Origin of the sequence: Dyella sedimenti, from assembly GCF_022760995.1 — a bacterium.
Taxonomy (GTDB): domain Bacteria; phylum Pseudomonadota; class Gammaproteobacteria; order Xanthomonadales; family Rhodanobacteraceae; genus Dyella; species Dyella sedimenti.
Map to the genome: position 1 here is coordinate 580647 of NZ_JAKWJO010000001.1, position 17255 is coordinate 597901.

Genomic DNA, 17255 nt, shown 5'->3' on the forward strand with positions numbered 1-17255 from the left:
CGACGTATTCCAGCGGCGCCGCCGCGGAGCGAATGAGGCGCCCATGCAAGACTCTCCCTGGCACGCATTCACCGACCGGGTCAGCTACGAGGATGAGCTGCACGCGGGCTGCGAGCCCCTGGCCGCCCCACTAGGCGAGCAGCAACTGGCGGCGATGCGCGAACGCAACCTGGGAGTGCTCGGCACGCTGGCCGCGTTCGGCGAGCGGCGCAACGACGCCCTGGACGACGAAAACCCGCTGGCGCAGGAACTGCTGCGGCTGGACAGCAAGATGAATGTCCTGATGGCGATGCTGGAGCAGTTGCTGCGGCGCGATGCGGTGCTGCCGCCGCGCCGGGCGGTCCGCTTCAACGCCGTCGGTGCGCTGCTGCCGCGCGCTTTGTGGCCCACCGGCGCGGCCGCCGCGCTGCTGCGCCTGCATTTCGACGGTTGCCTGGCGCTGCCGTTGGAACTTTCGGCACGGCTTATGCCTGTCGCCGCACAAGAGTGTGATGTAGATCACGTTTTCGCGGTGTTCGAGGCGCTCGACGAAGTGACGCTCGACGCCATCGAGAGGCTCGTGTTCCGTCACCACCGACGTAAAGTGGCAGGCAAGCGGCTGACAGGATTTTGGGAAGTAACCTGACAACACAACGACTATGTGAACTACATCACGTTACGAAAAGTCGACACGAAAAAACTTTGACGCGCTTCACGCGCGATTGCCGCGGAAGGTCACTTTCCGGCGCAGCTTCCTTCGCTGGCTTACGCCAGTAAATTCATGGACATGCTGCACACCCTTGCGAATCCCCACGGCAATTGGCCGCACAGGTGACGCTGTCCGGCAGCCGCCTGCGTCGAAAAAGCGTTGTGGACTGGCCTTCTTCTTGCTGAACCCCGGGCAAGGGGTGACGAGGGATCGTCGCTAACGAGCACGCAGTCCACGGTTCAGGGGTTACCGATGAAGCAGCACGCAAGCGAAGCAGGCGCAGGCAAGTTCGATGTACTGGTGATCGAAGCGGATCACCGCAGGGCGGAATCAGTCATGGCGGCCATGGAGTTCCTTGGTTATCGACCGCGGCATGGCGAAGTGATCGAAACCTTCGACGAAGCCTCCCATGCCTGGCGTGCCGTCTATGTGGGATGCGTGGATGACGATGCCGAGGCGGAGCGGCAGTTCTCGCTGCTGGGACCGGCCGCGGCGCATGTGATGGTGTTGCTGGCCTCCGATTCGGCCTGGTTGTCGCGCCTGGGGGCGGATGCCTCGCCGTGCGCCGGCCGTATCGGCATCCTCGAGTTCCCGCTGCGCTACGAGCAGCTGGCCGAGCTGCTGCGCGGGCCGCAGGCGCAGGCCGTCCCGCGCCGGCCGGAATTGCGGCTGGTGGGCAGCTCTGCCCCGATGGCGCGCGTCAACGCGCTGGTGCGCCAGGTGGCCCCGTTCGATTCCAGCGTGCTGGTGCTGGGCGAGTCGGGCACCGGCAAGGAAATGGTGGCGCGCAGCATCCACGAGTGCTCGCCGCGGCGCGACAAGCCGTTCGTCGCCATCAATTGCGGCGCGATTCCCGCCGAACTGCTGGAGAGCGAGCTGTTCGGCCACGAGAAGGGCGCGTTCACCGGGGCCATCAGCACCCGCAAGGGCCGCTTCGAGCTGGCCGAGGGCGGCACGCTGTTCCTCGACGAGATTGGCGACATGAGCCTGCCGATGCAGGTGAAGCTGCTGCGCGTGCTGCAGGAGCGTGTGTTCGAGCGGGTGGGCAGCAACCGCACGCAGCGATGCGACGTGCGCATCATCGCCGCCACCCACCGCAACCTGGAGGCCGCCATCGCCGATGGACGGTTCCGCGAGGACCTGTACTACCGCCTGAGCGTGTTCCCGCTGGAGATGCCGGGCCTGCGCGAGCACCTGGACGACCTGCCGGAACTGGTCAACGAGTTCAACCAGCGCCTGGCGCGCCGCGGCCTGGGCAGCGTGCGCTTCAGCGCGGGCGCGATGCATGCGCTGCATGGCTACAGCTGGCCGGGCAACGTGCGCGAGCTGTACAACCTGGTGGAGCGCCTGGCCATCCTCTATCCGCACAGCGAGGTGCGCGTGAACGACCTGCCGGAGAAATACCGCGGCCAGCAGGTGATCGAGGAAGTGCGCGGCGCGGCGTTGCTTTCCCTGATGACGGGACAGTCCAGCGTGCTGCCCGAGCCGATGACGGTGATGCCCGCCGACTCGCTGGTGATGCTGCCGGAGGGCGGCCTGGACCTGAAGGACCACCTGGCCGACATCGAGGTGGGCCTGATCCGTCAAGCGCTTGACGTCACCGGCGGCGTGGTGGCGCATGCGGCCAAGCTGCTGCGCATGCAGCGCACCACCCTGGTGGAGAAGCTGCGCAAGTACGGCCTGCAGCCGAGCCTGCAGGCGTAACACACGCCTTCGCCCTCGCCCCTCTCCTCGCGCTCCTACAAGAGGCTGCGCGGGGGAAAGGCCGTGGCACGCATCGTGCTTCTACACCCCTAGAACATCGTCACGCGTTGGAATTCCGACATGAGCCAGATCGACGTCAACAACCTGTTGTCGCAGATGCGCCAGCTGTCCTCGCAGCTCAAGCCCAATACCGAGCAGGCGATCGGCGCGGCGCCCGCGCAGACTGATTTCTCCACGCTGCTCAAGCAATCCATCGGCTCCGTGGCCGAGGCGCAGACCCAGGCGGGCCAGCTCGCGGCAGGTTTCGAGCGTGGCGACGCGGGCGCGGACCTGGGCCGCACCATGGTCGCCATCAACAAGGCGGACCTGTCGTTGAACACCCTGACCCAGGTGCGCAACAAGCTGGTCGATGCGTACAACAACATCATGAACATGTCGATCTGAGCGATTTTCCCGACCACGTTCCGGCACCCCTACCGCACGAGCTTCCTTCATGGCCGATAACGCCCTAGCGACCACCGACGACAAGGCCGGTTCTCGCCTGGACCTCAAGCAACTGGCGCGCACGCCCGCCACGCGGCAGCTGCTGCTGCTGGTGGGCGTGGCCGCGGCCGTGGCGCTGGGCGTGGCCGTGGTGCTGTGGTCGCGCGGTCCCAACTACGGCCTGCTGTACGCGGGCCTGGACCAAAAGGACGCCGCGGCCGTCACGCAGGCGCTGCAGGCCGCCAACACGCCCTACACGCTGGGGCCGGACGGCGCCTCGATCATGGTGCCCGCCGCCGACCTGGCGGCCATCCGGCTCAAGCTCGCCTCGCAGGGCCTGCCGCAGGGCAGCGTGGCGACGGCTACCACACCCGGCGGCGATTCGCCGTTCGGCATGAGCGACCTGGCCGAGCGCACGCGCTACCAGCAGATGCTGGAGACCGACCTGGGCAACACCATCGCCGGCCTGCAGTCGGTGCGCGCCGCGCGCGTGCACCTGGCGCTGCCCAAGCCTTCCGCGTTCATCCGCGACAGCCACGAGGCGAGCGCCTCGGTGCTGGTGACGCTCTATCCCGGCCGGCAGCTCGATGCCAGCCAGGTGGCGGCTATCGTGCACCTGGTGGCCTCCAGCGTGCCCAACCTCGATCCCAAGCAGGTGTCGGTGGTGGACCAGCAGGGCCAACTGCTCACCACCAGCGACCCGGGCAGCGCCAGCGCCATCGGCGATGCGCGGATGCGCCTGGCCACCCGCCTGGAGAACACCTACGCGCAGCGCATCGAGGAACTGCTGACGCCGCTGGTCGGTCCCGGCAAGGTGCGCGCGCAGGTCTATGCGGACCTGGATTTCAGCGAGACCGAGAAGGCCACCGAAACCTATGGCCACGACCACCCGGCGCTGCGCAGCGAGCAGACCAGCAGCGAGCAGCGCACCGGCACCGCCAACGACGCCGGCATCCCGGGCGCGCTGAGCAACCAGCCGCCCAACACGGTGGCGCAACCCACGGCGGCCCGCCCGAATGCCGGCAAACCGGCCACCGGCAAGGGCGCCAATGCCGCCGCCGTGGCCACGCCGCCGCCGCCCGGCGAGAATTCCAGCAGCGCCACGCGCAACTACGAACTGGACCGTACCATCAGCCACGTCAGCGACCCGGCGGGCCGGCTGGCCCGGCTTACCGTGGCGGTGGTGGTGGACAACAAGACGGTGCCTGGCGACAAGGGGCCCAAGAGCGTGCCGTTCACCGCGCAGGAACTGGACCACCTCACCACGCTCACCCGCAACGCGGTGGGCTACAGCGAGGCGCGCGGGGACAGCGTCAGTGTGATCAACCAGCCCTTCCACCAGGACGCTGCCCCGGATACCGCGCTGCCGGAGCAGCCGTTCTGGGAGCGTCCCGGCATGCTCGACCTTATCAAGCAGGCCGCCGGCATCCTGGTGGCGCTGCTGGTCGCCTTCGGCCTGCTGCGCCCGCTGCTGCGCGGCCTCGCCCGCGGCCCGGCGCCGGGCAAGGGACTGGCGGTGGCGCAGCAACCGGTGGCGCCGACCATCTCGGTGCGCGTGGGCGACAAGGACGAGGGCGACGAACTGGTCCGCCTCAACAACGGCGTGGCGCCGACCGTGGCCTACGAGCAGCGCATCGGCCTGGCGCGCCGCATGGTCAGCGACAACCCCAAGCAGGTGGCGCAGGTGGTCAAGAGCTGGGTGGGCGAGGATGGCGGCTGAGCACGCCATCGGGCTTGGGACGGGCCGCGTTCGGCCGATAAGACATGGGCGTGCCTTGCGTGGCGCGGCGCGGCGGACGGGTCCGGCAATGCAGGCGAGTGGGCGGAACGAATCATGAAGTCAGAATCGCAGATCGGTGGCGCGCAGCGCGCGGCGATCCTCCTGCTCACCCTCGGTGAACAGGATGCGGCCGAGGTGCTCAAGCACCTGAGCGCGCGCGACGTGCAGGCGGTGGGCACGGCCATGGCCAGCCTCACCGACGTGTCGCGCGAGCAGGTGGAGCAGGTGCTCACGCGCCTCAACGAGGACATGGGCCGCCATACCGCGCTGGGCGTCGGCACCGAGGAATACATCCGCAAGATCCTGGTCAACGCGCTGGGCGAGAGCAAGGCCGGCGGCCTGATCGACCGCATCCTGCTGGGCCGCTCCAGCAAGGGGCTGGAATCGCTCAAGTGGATGGAGAGCCGCGCCATCGCCGAGATGATCAACCAGGAGCATCCCCAGATCATCGCGCTGGTGCTGGCGCACCTGGAACCGGACCAGGCCGCCGAGGTGATCGGCTACCTGCCGCCGCGCGTGCGCAGCGACGCGGTGATGCGCATCGCCACGCTGGATGGCGTGCAGCCGCATGCCCTCAACGAGCTGGACGAGATCATGGAGCGCCAGTTCGCCGGCGGCAGCACCAAGAAGCTCAAGTCCGCCAACGTGGGTGGCCTCAAGGCCGCGGCCAACATCCTCAACGCGATGGAGTCGACGCGCGAGAACGAGCTGATGGCCGCCATCCGCAGCCACGACGCGGGCCTGAGCGGGCGCATCGAGGAACTGATGTTCGTGTTCGAGGACCTGGCCGAGATCGATGACCGCAGCATGCAGACCCTGCTGCGCGAGGTGCCCACGGCGCGCCTGGTCACCGCGCTCAAGGGCGCCGAGCCCAGCGTGCGCGAGAAGATCTTCGCCAACATGTCCAAGCGTGCCGCCGACATGCTGCGCGACGACCTGGAGGTATCCGGTCCGGTCCGCCTCAGCGAGGTCGATGCCGCGCAGAAGGAAGTGCTGGCCATCGCGCGCAAGCTGGCCGATTCGGGGGCGATCAACCTTTCCGGGTCGGGTGACGAGCTGGTGGTATGAGCGCCGTGATGAACCGCGACAACCACGTGATGTTCGAACGCTGGCTGCCGCCCGAGATGGGCGAGCCGCGCGCGCCCGAGCCGGCGCCGGCGGAATCCGCCGCGCAGCCCACCGTGCGCGAACTGGAAGCCCTGCAGCAGCAGGCCCGCGACGAAGGCTACGCGGCCGGCCACGCCGAGGGCATGGCCGCGGCGCGCGACCTGGTCCAGTCCCGCGTGGCGCGGCTGGATGCCTTGCTGGAATCCGCCGCGCGCCCGCTGCGCTCGATGGACGAACTGGTCGAATTGGAACTGGCGCGCCTGGCCATGACCGTGGCCCGCCAGGTGGTGGCGTACGAACTGCGCACCTCGCCCGACCTGGTGGTCGAGGCGGTGCGGCAGGCCGCGCTGGCGCTGCCCGCCGCATCCGGCCAGTTGCGCGTGCGCCTGCACCCGGACGATCTCGCCCTGCTGCGCTCGCTCGGCGCGGCCGAAACGGACTGGCAACTGCTGCCCGACGCCAGCCTGCAACGCGGCGACTGCCTGCTGGAAAGCGAGCGCTCGCGGTTGGACGCGCGCGTGGAGACGCGCCTGGCGGCCGTGGTCGACGCGGTACTGGGCGCCGAGGCCGACGGCATCGACGCGGCGGCCGACGAGGTACGCGGATGAACGCCGCCGCCGGCCATTCGCCTTCGGCGCTGTGGCAGGAACGGTTGGCGCGGCGTCGCCAGCGCGCGCTCGGCGCGCGCACGCTCACCGTCGAGGGGCGCCTGCGCCGCGTGGTGGGCCTGACCCTGGAGGCGGAAGGCTGCGAGGCGCCGCTGGGCGCGCGCTGCATGGTCACCACGGCGGACGGCAGCGAACTGGACACCGAGGTGGTGGGCTTCGCCGACGAACGCCTGCTGTTGATGCCGGTCGCCGAGATGCATGGCGTGCTGCCCAACGCGCGCGTGCGCCCCTGCGCGCATACCGGCGGGCTGCCGGTAGGCATGGCCCTGCTCGGGCGCGTGATCGGTGCCGATGGCGCGCCGCTGGACGGGCTCGGTCCGCTCGACGTGGACGAGCACGCGCTGCTCAAGCGCGAACCGATCAACCCGATGGCTCGCAAGCCCATCGACACCCCGCTGGATACCGGCGTCCGCGCGATCAACGCGCTGCTCAGCGTGGGGCGCGGCCAGCGCCTGGGCCTGTTCGCCGGCTCCGGTGTGGGCAAGTCCACCCTGCTGGGCATGATGACCCGTTACACCGACGCCGACGTCGTGGTGGTGGGACTGGTCGGCGAACGTGGCCGCGAAGTGAAGGAATTCGTCGAGCATACGCTGGGGCCGGAAGGCCGCGCGCGCGCGGTGATCGTGGCCGCGCCCGCCGACGCGCCGCCGCTCAAGCGCCTGCGTGGCGCGCAGTACGCCACGGCCATCGCCGAATGGTTCCGCGACCGCGGCCAGCGCGTGCTGCTGCTGATGGATTCGATCACCCGCTACGCCCAGGCCCAGCGCGAGATCGCCCTGGCCATCGGCGAGCCGCCGGCCACCAAGGGCTATCCGCCCTCGGTGTTCGCCATGCTGCCGGCGCTGGTGGAGCGCGCCGGCAACGATGCCGAAGGACGCGGCTCCATCACCGCCTTCTACACCGTGCTGACCGAGGGCGACGACTATCGCCACGACCCCATCGCGGATGCCTCGCGCGCCATCCTGGACGGCCATATCGTGCTCTCGCGCGACCTCGCCGAGGCCGGCCACTACCCGGCCATCGACATCGAGGCATCGATCAGCCGCGTGATGCCGGCGGTGGTGCGGCGCGAACACCTGCGCGCCGCCCAGCGCTTCCGTCAGATCTATTCGGCCTACCGCCAGCAGCGCGACCTGATCGCGGTGGGTGCCTACCAGAAGGGTTCCGATCCCCAGGTAGACCACGCCATCGCCATGTGGCCGCGCCTGCGCGACTTCCTGCAGCAGGAAGTCGATGCGCCGACCACGCTGGCCCAGTCCATCGCCTCGCTCGAACAGCTGGTTGCCGGAGGCGCGCCGTGAACTCGCGCGCCAATCGCCTGCAACCGGCCGCCGACCTGGCGCGCGAACGCCAGGAAGCGGCCATGCAGAAACTGGCCGAGCAGCAGCAGCGCCTGGCCAAGGCCGAGCAGCAGCTGGCCGAGCTGCAGCGCTACCGCCAGGAATACGCCGAGGCTTCCGGCGGCGTCTCGGTCAGCGCGCTGCTCAACCGCCGCCAGTTCGTCGAGCGCATCGACCAGGTCATCGCCCAGCAGGCGGTCGAGGTCGCGCGCCAGCAGCGCCAGCTCGACCACGCGCGTGGCCAATGGCGCGAGGCGCACGCACGCGAGCAGGCGCTGGACCATGTGATCGACCGCTATCGCGAGCAGGAGCGCAAGAGCGAGGAACGCCGCGAGCAGGCCGAGATCGACGAACGCATGCAATACCGGCGTCCACCGCGAGGCAGCCATGACTAGGCCAGCCCTCGCCATGAAGGAGAATCCCGCATGACGTCCCCCGTTGCCCTGATGGCGAACGTGGCGCCGCCGGCCAGCACGCCGGCGAACGACAGCGCCACCCGCGACACCTCCCCGTCCAGTGCCAGCGACTTCAGCAAGCCATGGCGGCAGGCGCACCAGCAGCTGGCGCAGCAGCGATCCCAGGCCGCGTCCACGCCGCCGGAACGACCCTCGCCGGGCAAGGCCGCGCATGCCGACGGCAAGGCCGGCAAGCATGCCCGCGACAAGGACGACGATCATCCGGCCTCCGGTCCGGATGCCAGCCACGACACGGCGGCGATGCTGGCGTTGCTTGGCCAGAGCGTGCCGGCCCAGGCCGCGCCCGCGTCGCCGGCCACGGCCACGGCCACGAGCGCGGCCGACGATGGCGACGATGCCACCGTGGGCTCGGCCGGCACGACGGGCAACGCCTCGTCCGCCACGGCATCGAACGTGGCGCTGCTGGGGGCGATCCAGGCCGGAGCCCAGGCGGGCAGCACCACGGACGCCACCAAGGCGCCGGATGGCCTCAAGGACAAGGCCTTGTCGCTGGACACGCAAGGCACCGCCGACGCGGATGCGGCCGATGACGGCAGCGATGCCGGCGCGACGGCATCGTCGCCGGGCGGCCAGGCCCAGGCCATCGACGCCAAGCTCGCCCAGGCATGGCAGTCCGCCACTACCGACACGACCCATCGCCAGGACGACCACAGCGACCCGCTCGACGCCTTGCACGCCCTGGCCAATCCCACGCTGGCGCCGGCCACCAACCCGGCATCCACGGTGGCGGCGCCGCATGCGCTGGCCATGCAATCCAGCGCCGGCACGCCCGCGTTCGCGCAGGAGCTGGGCCAGCAAGTCGCCTGGCTCGGCGGGCAGGACATCAAGCAGGCCCGCATCCGCCTGCACCCGGAAGACCTGGGCGAACTCGACGTCAAGGTCAGCGTGCAGCACGGCGGCAGTGTCGACGTCAGCTTCATGGCCCAGCATCCCCAGGCCGTGCACGCAGTGCAGCAGACCCTGGGTCAGCTGGACACCATGCTTGCGCACCATGGCCTTTCCCTGGGACAGGCCATGGTGGGGCAGGGCGGGCGCGGCGGTGACGCTGGCCACGGCGGGTCGTCGTCGGGCTCCTCTTCGAATGGTGATGCGGGGAGCGAGGGTGGTGCGGAGTTGGGGGCGATAGTGGCGCCGGTGGTGAAGGCGGTGGGGTTGTTGGATATGTTCGCGTAGCGAAGGGGGTTCTTGTTTGGCGTGCGCCAAGCCTTCCTTCTTCCCCGTGTAGGAGCGCACCGGGGGAGCGGGGTCCCCCCCCCCGCGCATCCTCCTCCCCGCCGGCAAGGCGTCGCGCCTAATCCCCGACACGCGTCAAGAAAGCGCCACCGGCGCCACCGCCACCACCGCAACTCCAATGGCGACAACGGTTTCCGTCGATGGCATGGCGCTTGCTACCAGCAGATACGAGGCTGCCCCCGGCGGGTGGCCGGAAGGTATCGGCAACTGACTGACGACGAGATCGGCATGGCTCAGAACGAGCAGACAACGGAAACCACGCCCCCCCCGGTGAATACCGGGGTGCCACGGAGCGTGATCGTCATGGGCGTGGCCTTGGTGGTCATGGCCGGCGTGAGCGCCTATGCGCTACTGGGAACGCGTCATGCGCCCCACGAGGAAGAGCCCAAGGTGGTGCTGTCCAAGCAGGAACAGTACCTCGCGCTCGATCCGCCCTTCGTGGTGAATTTCAAGGACGACCAGTCCATGCGGTTCCTGCAGGTGGGCGTGAGCCTGATGTCGCACGACAGCGCCGCGCTGGCCGTCGCCAAGGATGCCGACCCGGTGATCCGCAATGCCCTGGTGATGCTGTTCAGCAGCCAGGACTACACCATCCTCAGCGACGCCGCCGGCAAGCAGAAGCTGCAGGCGCAGGCGCTGGACGCCGTGCGCAAGATCGTCGAGACGCGCCTGGGCCGTCCCGGCGTCGAGGCGCTGTATTTCACCAGCTTCGTGATGCAGTGAGGGGAAGGCGCCGATGAGCGACCTGCTTTCACAGGAGGAAATCGACGCCCTGCTCGATGGCGTGGAGGGCGGCGCGGTCGAGACCGGCAACGACGAGCCGGTGCCGCTCGATGCGGTGGTGCCGTACGACTTCACCCAGCAGGACCGCATCGTGCGCGGCCGCCTGCCGACGCTGGAGATGGTCAACGACCGTTTCGCGCGTTTCTTCCGCAGCGCCATCTTCGGCGTGCTGCGCAAGACCTGCGAGGTGTCGGTGCTTGGCGTGAAGATGATCAAGTTCGCCGAGTACGTGCACAGCCTGGTGGTGCCGAGCAACCTCAACCTGGTGCGCATCAAGCCGCTGCGCGGCACCGCGCTGGTGGTGCTGGAGCCGCGCCTGGTGTTCAGCGTCATCGACAATTTCTTCGGCGGCGACGGTCGCTTCCATGCGCGCATCGAAGGACGCGACTTCACCCCGACCGAGAACCGCGTCATCCAGATCATGCTCACCGAGCTGTTCACCGCGATGGCCGAGGCGTGGGCGCCGGTGCTGCCATTGCACTTCGAGTACCTCAACTCGGAGATCAACCCGCAGTTCGCCAACATCGTCAGCCCCACCGAGACGGTGGTGGTGTCCAAGTTCCACGTCGAGCTGGACGGTGGCGGCGGCGAGGTGCACCTGACCCTGCCGTACGCGATGGTCGAGCCGATCCGTACCCTGCTGGACGCGGGCGTGCAGAGCGATCGCGTGGACCGCGACGACCGCTGGGCCGAGATGCTGCAGGACGAGGTGCTGGACGCGGAAGTGGAGCTGAGCGCGCTGCTGCTGGAGACGCGGCTGAGCATCGGCCAATTCCTGAGCCTGCGCCCGGGCGACGTCATCCCGATCCAATTGCCCGAACTGTGCACCGTATTCGCCGAGGACGTGCCGGTGTTCCGCGGCCGCTACGGCCAGTCCAACGGCCACAACGCCATTCGTTTCCACACGCCGACCGGCCGCCGTGAAATACGCCTGTCGACGGATACCCTCATTCCGGAGAAGAGCCTCGCATGACTCAGTCCAATGACGCCGGCGCCACCCAGCGCGTCGAGTTCGATCCGCTTACCGCCCCCGCCGCCGAAGGCCATGACGTCAACCTGGACATGATCCTCGATGTGCCGGTGACGCTGGCCATGGAGGTGGGCCGCACGCGCATCAGCATCCGCAACCTGCTGCAGCTCAACCAGGGTTCGGTGGTGGAGCTGGACCGCTCCGCCGGCGAGCCGCTGGACGTGTTCGTCAACGGCACGCTGGTGGCGCACGGCGAAGTGGTGGTTATCAACGAGCGCTTCGGCATCCGTCTCACCGACGTGATCAGCCCGGCCGAGCGCGTGCGCAAGCTGCGGTGATCCCCATGGTGCTTGCCCTGGCCCTGCCGGTCGCCGCCGCGCCGGAGATCAACGTGGGCGGCGAACTGGTGCGCGTGCTGCTGAGTCTGCTCGGCATCGTGGTGCTGATCTTCGCCGCCGGCTGGCTGAGCCGGCGCTTGCAGGCACGTAGCCTGCCGGGCGGCCGCCGCCTGCGTTGCGTGGAGAGCATGGCGGTGGGCGCGCGCGATCGCCTGCTGCTGATCGATGCCGACGGCAAGCGCCTGCTGGTGGGCGTGGGGCAGGGCGGCATCCGCACGCTGCATGTCTACGATGGCGCCGCGCCGGCATCAGAGCCGGCGCCGCCCATGCCGGGCTTTGGCGACGTGCTGGCCCGCTGGAAGCGCACGCCATGAGCCGGCACCGCCGCTGGCTCCTGCTGTTGCTGCTGCTGGTGCCGATGTTCGCCTGGGCCGCGCCGGCGATGCCCGTGATGCCGCAGATGCCGCAGATGCCGGCGTCGTCGGCCGGCATCCCGGTGCTGACCGTGCAGAACGCGCCGGGCGGCGCGCAGAACTGGACGCTCTCGCTGCAGCTGCTGGCGCTGATGACGGTGCTGACGCTGCTGCCGGCGGTGCTGCTGATGATGACCTCGTTCACGCGCATCATCATCGTGCTGGGGTTCCTGCGGCAGGCGCTGGGCACGCAGTCCACGCCGTCCAACCAGATCCTGCTGGGCCTGTCGCTGTTCCTCACCCTGTTCGTGATGTCGCCGGTGCTCAATCATGCCTACGCCGACGGCGTGAAGCCGTACATGGACGGCAAGCTGGCTGCCGAGCAGGCGGTGCCCGCCGCCGCCGCGCCGTTCAAGCGCTTCATGCTGGACCAGACGCGCGAGGCCGACCTGCAGCTGTTCACCCACTTGGCCAACGAGCAGCCCTACGCCAGCAAGGACGACGTGCCGTTCCGCGTGGCGATGCCGGCGTTCGTCACCAGCGAGCTGAAGACCGCGTTCCAGATGGGTTTTCTGCTGTTCATCCCGTTCCTTATCATCGACCTGGTGGTGGCCAGCGTGCTGATGTCGATGGGCATGATGATGGTGTCGCCCACCATCATCTCGCTGCCGTTCAAGATCATGCTGTTCGTGCTGGTGGATGGCTGGACGCTGCTGCTGGGGACGCTGGCGGGGAGTTTCTACTCGTGAGCGCCGCAGCACTTTTTTCTCCCGTTCCCCTCCGGGGTGAGGAGCGGGTGCTCGCGGTGGCGTTTCATTCCATGCGCCTAAACAAAGACAACAAGCTCCCTCGCAAGCCCCAACCCCTCACCCCACCCCTCTCCCCGGCGGGGAGAGGGAGTGAAAGCGGAGCGCGCCATGACGCCTGAATCGGTCATCGAGTTCGGCCAGCATGCGCTCTACGTGGCCATGATGGTCGCCGCGCCCCTGCTGCTCACCGCGCTGCTGGTGGGCCTGGTCATCGGCGTGGTGCAGGCGGCCACCCAGATCAACGAAATGACCCTGAGCTTCATTCCCAAGGTCATCGCGATGGCGGTGGTGGCGCTGATCGCCGGGCCGTGGATGCTGCGCACCCTGGTGCAGTTCACCCGCCAGCTGATCGAGAGCCTGCCGGGAGCGGTCAAGTGATCGACCTCGACGCCGCCCAGATCCAGCGCCTGCTCGGTTCGCTGCTGTGGGCGATGGGCCGCGCGGGCGGGCTGTGCCTGATCGCGCCGGTGTTCGGCGACGCCGTGGCGCCGCAGCGCGTCCGCCTGGGCGTGATGATGGTGCTGGCCTTCGTGCTGGCGCCGCTGGCGCCCACGTCCATCGACCTGACGAGTGCCGAAGGCGTGTCCACCATGGTGAGCCAGGTGCTGATCGGCGCCGCCATCGGTTTCGTGCTGAAGTTGGCGTTCGAGGCGGTATCGCTGGGCGGCCAGTTGGTGGGGCAGAGCATGAGCCTGGGCTTCGCCGAGACGGTGGACCCGAGCGGCGGCGGCAGCTCGACGGTGCTCAGCCAGTTCTATCTGCTGACGGTGACCCTGCTGTTCCTTGCGATGGATGGCCATCTGCGCCTGATCGCCCTGCTGGCGGACAGCTTCCACAGCCTGCCGCCGGGCCAGTCGGCCATCGATGGCAACGGGCTGCATGCGGTGGTGGCGTTCGCCACGCATTTGTTCGGCGGCGCGGTGCGGGTGGCGCTGCCGGCGATGACCTCGCTGCTGATGGTCAACATCGGCTTCGCCGCGATCAGCCGCGCGGCGCCGGCGATGAACCTGTTCGCGGTGGGCTTTCCCATCACGCTGACCCTGGGCCTGGTGGCGCTGTGGCTGTCGATGCGCAGCGTGCCGGGGGCGTTCGAATCGCTCGAGAACAGCGCTTGGTCGCTGATGCGCGAGCTGGCGGGCGGATAGGGGAGGCGCCATGGCCGAGCAGGACAACGAAGACCGCACCGAACAACCTTCGGAAAAACGCCTGCGCGAAGCGCGGGAGAAAGGCGACGTCCCGCGCTCGCGCGACCTGTCCGGCGCGGTGGTGGTGCTGGCCGGCGTGGCCACGCTGATCAGTGGCGGCCACGGCGCCATGGCGCATGTGCGCCGCATCTATGGGTTGGGCCTGGACTATGGCCGCGACGCCTTGTTCAGCGACGAGCTGCCGGTCCGCGTGCTGAGCCTGGCCATGCGCGAGGCCTTGCTGCTGTTGACTCCGGTGGCGCTGGCCACGGTGCTGGCCGCGCTGGCCGCGCCGGTGCTGCTGGGCGGCCTCAACTTCAGCGCCGAGGCCTTGCAACCGAAATTCGAGCGGCTCGACCCGGTGGAAGGGCTGGGCCGCATCTTCGCCATGCGCGGCTTGGTGGAGCTGGGCAAGTCGCTGCTCAAGCTGGTGCTGATCGGCGCGGTGCTGGTGCTGGTGATGAAGAACTGGCAGACCGAGCTGATGGGCACCGGCCGCGGCGACGTCGCCAGCGGCACGGTGCGGGCAATGACCCTGCTCGGGCGCGGCGCGCTGCTGTTCGGCACCGTGCTGGCGCTGATCGGCGGCGCCGATGCGCTGTACCAGAAGTACGACCACACCAAGCGCCTGCGCATGACGCGCCAGGAACTGAAGGACGAGGCCAAGGAAAGCGACGGCAATCCGGAACTGAAGGGCCGCATCCGCCAGCTGCAGTTCCAGATGGCGCGCAAGCGCATGATGCAGGAGCTGCCCAAGGCCGACGTGGTGGTGACCAACCCCAGCCACTTCGCGGTGGCCCTGCGCTACGACGAGGGCCGCATGGGCGCGCCGCGTGTGATCGCCAAGGGCGTGGACGAGCTGGCGCTGCAGATCCGCCTGGTCGCCGGCAGCCATCGCATTCCCACGGTGGAGGCGCCGCCGCTGGCACGCGCCTTGTATGCCACCACCCAGCTCGACCGCGAGATTCCCGCGTCGCTCTACGTCGCCGTGGCGCAGGTGCTGGCCTACGTATTCCAGCTCAAGCAGGCCACCGCGCGCGGCGAGGAACCGCCGAAGGCGCCGCAGCCCGAGATCGATCCGGACCTGATGGGTCCCTACCAGTTCTGACGGAACATGCGCATGGCCTCCGCTTCCGCCCTCGATAGCCTCAAATCATTGGGACGCCGCGGTGTCGGCGCGCCCGTGATCATGCTCGCCATGCTGGCGATGATGATGCTGCCGCTGCCGCCCTTCGTGCTGGACATGCTGTTCAGCTTCAACATCGCGCTGTCGCTGGTGATCCTGCTGGCGGTGATCTACGTGATGCGGCCGCTGGAATTCGCCGCGTTCCCCACCGTGGTGCTGATGGCGACCCTGCTGCGCCTGGCGTTGAACATCGCCTCCACCCGCGTGGTGCTGCTGCACGGCCACGACGGCCCCGGCGCGGCGGGCAAGGTGATCGAGGCGTTCGGCGAGTTCGTCATCGGCGGCAATTTCGCGGTGGGCCTGGTGGTGTTCGCCATCCTCACCATCATCAACTTCGTGGTGGTGACCAAGGGCGCCACCCGCGTGTCCGAGGTGACCGCGCGCTTCACCCTGGACGCGATGCCCGGCAAGCAGATGGCCATCGACGCCGACCTCAACGCCGGCCTGCTCAACCAGGAGCAAGCGCGCGAGCGGCGCCAGGAAGTGCGCGAGGAAGCGGACTTCTACGGCTCGATGGACGGCGCCTCCAAGTTCGTGCGCGGCGACGCCACCGCCGGCATCCTGATCCTCATCATCAACATCGTCGGCGGTTTCTTCGTCGGCGTGATGCAGCACGGCCTGTCCGCCAGCGACGCGGCCAAGACCTATACGCTGCTGACCATCGGCGACGGCCTGGTGGCGCAGGTGCCCTCGCTGATGCTGTCCATCGCCACCGCGGTGATCGTCACCCGCGTGTCCAAGGCGCAGGACATGGGCAAGCAGGTGCTGGGCCAGGTGTTCGGCCAGCCGCGGGCGCTGGCGGTGGCCGGCGTGGTGCTGGGCGTGATGGGGTTGATCCCGGGCATGCCCAACATCGCCTTCCTGTTGCTGGGCGGCGCCTGCGGCGGCTCAGCCTGGCTGATGATAAAGCGCGAGCGCGAGGCCAAGGAGCGCGTGGCCAGGATCGCCACCGAGACGCCGCCGCCCGCCACGCCGCCGGAGCGCGTCGAACTGGGCTGGGAGGACGTGGCCGGCGTCGATCCGCTGGGCCTGGAGGTGGGCTATCGCCTGATCCCGCTGGTGGACCAGCACCAGGGCGGCGAACTGATGGGCCGCATCAAGTCGGTGCGCCGCAAGCTGTCGCAGGAGCTGGGCTTCCTGGTGCCGCCGGTGCACATTCGCGACAACCTGGATCTGGGCCCCAACACCTACCGCATCACCCTGATGGGCGTGCCGATGGGCGAGGCCGAGGTACACAACGACCGCATGCTGGCGATCAACCCCGGCCGCGTGCAGGAGGGCCTGCAAGGCATCCCCACGCGTGACCCGGCGTTCGGCCTGGAGGCGATGTGGATCGAGCCGGGTCACCGCGAGCTGGCGCAGAGCCTGGGCTATACGGTGGTGGACCCGGCCACGGTGATCGCCACCCATCTCTCGCACATCCTGCAGGGCCACGCGCACGAGCTGCTCGGCCACCAGGATGTGCAGCAACTGCTGGACCGCCTGGCGCAGACCGCGCCCAAGCTGGTGGAGGACCTGGTGCCCAAGCGGCTCTCGCTGGGCGTGGTGGTGAAGGTCATGCAGAACCTGCTGGCCGAGCGGGTGCCGATCCGCAACATGCGCTCGATCGTCGAATCCTTGGCGGAACACGCGGGGCAGAGTCAGGATCCCGGCACGCTCACCGCCGCCGTGCGCGTCGCGCTCGGCCGCCAGATCGTGCAGGAGATCGCCGGCCTGGGTACCGAGATCCCGGTCATCACGCTGGCGCCGGAGCTGGAGCAGATCCTGCTGGGATCGCTCGCCAACGGCGGCGTGGCGGGCGCCGCGGTGGAACCGGGCCTCGCCGACCGCCTGCAGCAGGGCGTGGCCGAGGCCGCGCGCAAGCAGGAAATGAGCGGCGAACCGGCCGTGCTGCTGGTCGCGCCGCAGCTTCGCCCCTGGCTCGCGCGCTTCACCCGCCATGTGGCACAGAACCTGCACGTACTGGCCTACAACGAGGTGCCGGACAACCGCCGGGTGCGGTTGGTGCAGGCTTTGGGCCGCTGATGCGGCCCTGGGAATCGGGAATAGTGAATCGTGAATAGGAAAAGCAGGCGGCAGCAGGGTTTCGACGG

18 protein-coding genes are annotated in these 17255 nt (G+C 69.0%); all 18 read left to right on the plus strand.

Annotated elements, in window-relative coordinates:
- The first annotated feature begins 43 nt into the window (after window positions 1-43).
- The 18 genes from MJ605_RS02570 to flhA all read left to right on the plus strand — a co-directional run bounded on the left by MJ605_RS02570 (window position 44) and on the right by flhA (window position 17187).
- On the plus strand, window positions 44-625 hold the full coding sequence (locus MJ605_RS02570; protein ID WP_243039289.1) for a PilZ domain-containing protein: 582 nt from the start codon (window positions 44-46) through the stop codon (window positions 623-625).
- Between the two features lie 315 nt (window positions 626-940).
- Complete coding sequence (locus MJ605_RS02575) at window positions 941-2392, plus strand: sigma-54 dependent transcriptional regulator (RefSeq protein ID WP_243039290.1); 1452 nt, start codon at window positions 941-943, stop codon at window positions 2390-2392.
- 120 nt (window positions 2393-2512) lie between these two features.
- The gene (gene fliE / locus MJ605_RS02580; protein ID WP_243039291.1) at window positions 2513-2836 is read left to right on the plus strand and encodes a flagellar hook-basal body complex protein FliE; all 324 of its coding nucleotides are present in this window, start codon (window positions 2513-2515) and stop codon (window positions 2834-2836) included.
- A gap of 49 nt (window positions 2837-2885) precedes the next feature.
- Window positions 2886-4595 carry a flagellar basal-body MS-ring/collar protein FliF gene (fliF, locus tag MJ605_RS02585; RefSeq protein WP_243039292.1) on the plus strand — a complete coding sequence of 570 codons (1710 nt, stop codon included), beginning with the start codon at window positions 2886-2888 and terminating at the stop codon, window positions 4593-4595.
- Between the two features lie 114 nt (window positions 4596-4709).
- Window positions 4710-5723 (plus strand): flagellar motor switch protein FliG, encoded by a 1014-nt coding sequence (gene fliG, locus MJ605_RS02590; RefSeq protein ID WP_279237364.1) that lies wholly within the window; start codon window positions 4710-4712, stop codon window positions 5721-5723.
- A complete protein-coding gene (locus MJ605_RS02595) occupies window positions 5720-6370 on the plus strand; it encodes a flagellar assembly protein FliH (RefSeq protein ID WP_243039293.1) in 651 nt (216 codons plus the stop codon). Before fliG ends, MJ605_RS02595 begins: the two co-directional genes overlap by 4 nt.
- Window positions 6367-7731, plus strand: coding sequence for a flagellar protein export ATPase FliI (gene fliI, locus MJ605_RS02600; protein WP_243039294.1), 1365 nt, complete (start codon window positions 6367-6369; stop codon window positions 7729-7731). The genes MJ605_RS02595 and fliI overlap by 4 nt, the downstream gene beginning before the upstream one ends.
- A complete protein-coding gene (gene fliJ / locus MJ605_RS02605; RefSeq protein WP_243039295.1) occupies window positions 7728-8165 on the plus strand; it encodes a flagellar export protein FliJ in 438 nt (145 codons plus the stop codon). The genes fliI and fliJ overlap by 4 nt, the downstream gene beginning before the upstream one ends.
- Before the next feature lie 30 nt (window positions 8166-8195).
- On the plus strand, window positions 8196-9419 hold the full coding sequence (locus tag MJ605_RS02610; RefSeq protein ID WP_243039296.1) for a flagellar hook-length control protein FliK: 1224 nt from the start codon (window positions 8196-8198) through the stop codon (window positions 9417-9419).
- A gap of 288 nt (window positions 9420-9707) precedes the next feature.
- Window positions 9708-10202, plus strand: a complete 495-nt coding sequence (locus MJ605_RS02615) for a flagellar basal body-associated FliL family protein (RefSeq protein ID WP_243039297.1) — start codon at window positions 9708-9710, stop codon at window positions 10200-10202.
- Window positions 10203-10215: 13 nt separating this feature from the next.
- A complete protein-coding gene (gene fliM / locus MJ605_RS02620) occupies window positions 10216-11235 on the plus strand; it encodes a flagellar motor switch protein FliM (RefSeq protein WP_243039298.1) in 1020 nt (339 codons plus the stop codon).
- Window positions 11232-11570 carry a flagellar motor switch protein FliN gene (gene fliN / locus MJ605_RS02625; RefSeq protein WP_243039299.1) on the plus strand — a complete coding sequence of 113 codons (339 nt, stop codon included), beginning with the start codon at window positions 11232-11234 and terminating at the stop codon, window positions 11568-11570. Before fliM ends, fliN begins: the two co-directional genes overlap by 4 nt.
- Before the next feature lie 5 nt (window positions 11571-11575).
- Complete coding sequence (fliO, locus tag MJ605_RS02630) at window positions 11576-11944, plus strand: flagellar biosynthetic protein FliO (protein ID WP_243039300.1); 369 nt, start codon at window positions 11576-11578, stop codon at window positions 11942-11944.
- A complete protein-coding gene (gene fliP, locus MJ605_RS02635; protein WP_243039301.1) occupies window positions 11941-12732 on the plus strand; it encodes a flagellar type III secretion system pore protein FliP in 792 nt (263 codons plus the stop codon). Before fliO ends, fliP begins: the two co-directional genes overlap by 4 nt.
- 168 nt (window positions 12733-12900) lie before the next feature.
- Complete coding sequence (gene fliQ / locus MJ605_RS02640) at window positions 12901-13170, plus strand: flagellar biosynthesis protein FliQ (protein WP_243039302.1); 270 nt, start codon at window positions 12901-12903, stop codon at window positions 13168-13170.
- On the plus strand, window positions 13167-13937 hold the full coding sequence (fliR, locus tag MJ605_RS02645; RefSeq protein WP_243039303.1) for a flagellar biosynthetic protein FliR: 771 nt from the start codon (window positions 13167-13169) through the stop codon (window positions 13935-13937). The genes fliQ and fliR overlap by 4 nt, the downstream gene beginning before the upstream one ends.
- Window positions 13938-13947: 10 nt before the next feature.
- Entirely contained in the window at window positions 13948-15084 is a 1137-nt protein-coding gene (flhB, locus tag MJ605_RS02650) for a flagellar biosynthesis protein FlhB (protein ID WP_243039304.1), read from the plus strand.
- A gap of 12 nt (window positions 15085-15096) precedes the next feature.
- Window positions 15097-17187: a flagellar biosynthesis protein FlhA gene (flhA, locus tag MJ605_RS02655; RefSeq protein ID WP_243039305.1), complete on the plus strand. Its 2091-nt coding sequence runs from the start codon at window positions 15097-15099 to the stop codon at window positions 17185-17187.
- The last annotated feature ends 68 nt before the right edge of the window (window positions 17188-17255 follow it).